Below are 3,373 nucleotides of genomic sequence, written 5' to 3' on the forward strand. Positions count from 1 at the left end.
ATTCTATGACTTCTTATATAGAATGGCTTATTTCACTGCTCAACCGCTCAGATGAACAGACACTGAGTAAGGATGTCATTCGGGAAATCCAGCTTTTTATCTGCCAGCACTATGCTGAAAATATCAGCCTGAATTTCCTGGCAGAGCAGTGAAATAAGCCATTCTATATAAGAAGTCATAGAATCTGCACTGCTTTTATGACTTCGTGCCAGAAGAATGTGGCTGAGGGTGGAATTGAGTTGTGTATGCAGTTCTTCTTCGTTCAGACGAAGATCCTTCAGATAGCTGTTCAGTTCAATCAGGAAACTGATGCAGGCGGTCTGGTACTGGGTAAGGGATGGAGACTGATCAAGAAGCGAATGCATAGCCTCTTCTAACAAGGGGATGGCATTTATACGCGTCTCCGGATTCGTAAGCCTGCGGAAAATTTCAGGGAGAATATCCTGAAGAGACTGAGAACCGGCTGAAAAAAGCTGCTCAATATTCTGGTAGAGGATGATAGAATCTCTGGTACCTGCACGGTGATAATGACGTGCTCTGCGTGCTTCCTCCCAGCCCTCGTGGATCTTTTCAAGCCCGAATTTCCGGCTGCTGGCACCGCAAAACCATTCTTCAAGACCAGAGCAAAGCTGTTCCAGAAGAGAGGTAAGGGAATCAAAGGAAGAATCCGAGTCCCAGGGAAGCAGAACAAAAAGTGAAAATATCTCATCATCCAGAAATATGGCAGAGGGAATCAGAGATGTAAGCTGATTTCTCATCTGCTGTTTTTTTAAATCAATATCCTGTTGGCACAATTCCTTGTTTTTTAAAATCATAGAAAATCCATACCATTGTTTCAGATTCGGAAGATCATATCTGTCAGAATCTATCTGAGAATAACCTTTGGCTGAGGATAATAGCAGGGCTTCCAGGCGGTTAGTGTGAATCTGTGATTCTTTTTGACGGATGGCAAACTCTCCGCGGAGACGTTCCAGAAGTACTTCAATGTCTTTCAGGACAACAGGTTTGGTCAGATAGTCGCTGGCACCATTACGGATGGCCTCCTGGGCATAGGAAAAATCAGAGTATCCGCTCAGGATTACAGCTTTAACTGCAGGATATTCTTTTCTGAGAATCTTAAGAAGCTCCAGTCCTGTCATTCCCGGCATACGGATATCCATAAACACAACATCAATATGTGTTTTTTTGAGCAGAGACAGAGCTTCCTCTCCATCGGATGCAGTTCCGGCCACCTGAAAACCATAGCTGCTCCATTTTACAAAACGGGTCAGTCCCCGGCATACAATTTCTTCATCATCTACGATTAATACCTGATAGGTCATAAGCTGTCTGTACCTCCTGTGATGTCTGTCATATTTTCAGAATGATTTCTAAGGGGAAGCAAAATTTCTATCCGGGTGCCTTTTCCAGGAGTACTGGAGATTTGTAGTCCATAGGATTCCCCGTAAAAAAGCCGGATCCGCTGGTTGACGTTTACCAGTCCGATACTTTCGTCCGGAGCTTCATCTCTGTTCAGAGAAAGCTGAAGAGAGTGAAGTTCGTTTTTTTTCATTCCCCGTCCGTTATCCTCCACGAGAATATGAAGGACATTATCGCAGGCTGAAGAATGGATTCTGATAAAATATCCGCTGCTGGCATCTCCAAAAGCATGGACGACGGCATTTTCCATGATTGGCTGAAGAATAAACTGCGGAATGTAAACAGACTGATCGTCTACCTCTGTTTCCAGGAACAGCTGTATTTTTTCGCTGTGGCGGAAATTGATCACATCCAGATAAATAGAAGCATGTTCGATTCCTTCCCTAAGTGTGATGGTATTGCCTCCTGTTTTCATTCCCAGACGGCAGAGGCGGCTGAATTTTTCAATCATTTCTGTAACCGGACTTTCCCCGTCTGCTTCATACATGGCCTCCCAGCGGATGATATCCAGAGTATTATAAAGAAAATGTGGATTGATCTGCATAAGCATAGCGTCTAACTGGGCATTTTTCCAGCTGAGCTGCAGCTTCTGACGGTGAATTTCTGAGAGATATACCTGGTCGATCAGCTGGTTGGTGTTTTCAGCCATTTCGTTGAAACGATCTCCCAGTGCAGTGATCTCGTCATGTCCGCTGTTCTCATATCGGGCTGTCCATTTACCGCTTCCTGTTTTTTTCATGACCCGGTTCAATTTTTTCAGTGGATCTGAAATGCTGAAGGTAACATAATAGGAAAGTATAAAGCAGGCAATCACTGTGCCGATCAATACCAGGACACAGAGATTCCGGATATGGTAGGAGTGTGCCAATAGTGTATCCAGGCTGGCAATGTAGCAGGCAAACATTTCTGTGTCAGGAATCTGTTCGTAAGCCAGAAGAATGTTCTGGCGGTCCAGCTGAATCTGTTCTATACTTTTTCTTTTTTGCAGCATTTCTTCAAAAAGTTCCGGAATACGTGGAAAAGAAGGAGATTTGATGCTGGGATCAAACCAGGTAAGTACTCCGCTTTTTCCGATCAGGAAAATATTTCCTTGGTCGTTGTTTCCGGAAGGAGTTTCGATATCGGAAAAGGTACTGCGGTCAATGTTAAAAAGCAGTATGCCCAGAAAATCTCTGGTATTTGGTTCATATACAGCAATTTCCATGGTGATGATATTTGCAAAACCATAGACAACCTGTTCATTTTTGTAAAAAATCCCTGTCTGTTCTTTGTCGTCCATCCAGACAGGATATCCCCGCTTATCCTGTGGAACAAGATAGAAATCGGACTTGTAAAAGGCATCCAGATCCCGGATAGTGCCGCCTCTTTGAAAGCCGTTATCCTCTACCATATGGTACTGACGGGAGGGAGTGACAAACTGGATGTTTACAATATGTTTTTTGTTCTGGCGCAAAGAATAGAGCCTGTTTTCAATCAGAAAGGTGTTTGTCTGAAACAGCTGCTCCTGACCGGGACTTCTGTTTTCCGGCAGAGAAGAATTTTCGGAGATAGCTCTGATGATCCGGCTGTCATTATAAAAATTAAGCGCCATATTTTCATATTCTTCCATGGTATCCTGTATTTTCAGCCGGGTGTTCTGAACCAGCATAGAGGTATAGCGGGTAAGGTTCAGATTGATCTCTCTGGAATACTGAAAAAAGGAAAAAAAGGTAAGAAACAGCGCTGAGATAAGCAGGAGTGCAAGAAAGGAAACATTCAGGCGTTTAAAGATACCCACCTTTCGGAGCTGTCTTGTTACCAGAGAATTCCATTTTTGTTTTGCTGTGCGGATCATATGGATGAATTTCATTTGGGACCTCCGTAACATGTATGTAAACATAATGCATGAATTATTTTTTATTGTGTCTTTTTCCCAAAAACAGTGTTATAATAAAAAATAATTCATGCATTATGT

General features: G+C 43.0%; 2 protein-coding genes. Both read right to left on the reverse strand.

Translation table 11 applies throughout. From position 1 onward, the window contains the following. Positions 1-47: 47 nt before the first annotated feature. The gene (locus tag WJ238_RS00205) at positions 48-1,322 is read right to left on the reverse strand and encodes a response regulator (RefSeq protein WP_337605828.1); all 1,275 of its coding nucleotides are present in this window, start codon (positions 1,320-1,322) and stop codon (positions 48-50) included. Continuing rightward, positions 1,319-3,268 (reverse strand): sensor histidine kinase, encoded by a 1,950-nt coding sequence (locus WJ238_RS00210; RefSeq protein ID WP_337605829.1) that lies wholly within the window; start codon positions 3,266-3,268, stop codon positions 1,319-1,321. Before WJ238_RS00210 ends, WJ238_RS00205 begins: the two co-directional genes overlap by 4 nt. Positions 3,269-3,373 lie beyond the last annotated feature (105 nt).

This window comes from Claveliimonas sp. (assembly GCF_037273965.1).
Lineage (GTDB): Bacteria > Bacillota > Clostridia > Lachnospirales > Lachnospiraceae > Claveliimonas > Claveliimonas bilis.

Coding starts and splice junctions, on each gene's coding strand:
- WJ238_RS00205 (WP_337605828.1), bottom strand. CDS start 1,322: ATGACCTATCAGGTATTAATCGTAGATGATGAAGAAATTGTATGCCGG.
- WJ238_RS00210 (WP_337605829.1), bottom strand. CDS start 3,268: ATGAAATTCATCCATATGATCCGCACAGCAAAACAAAAATGGAATTCT.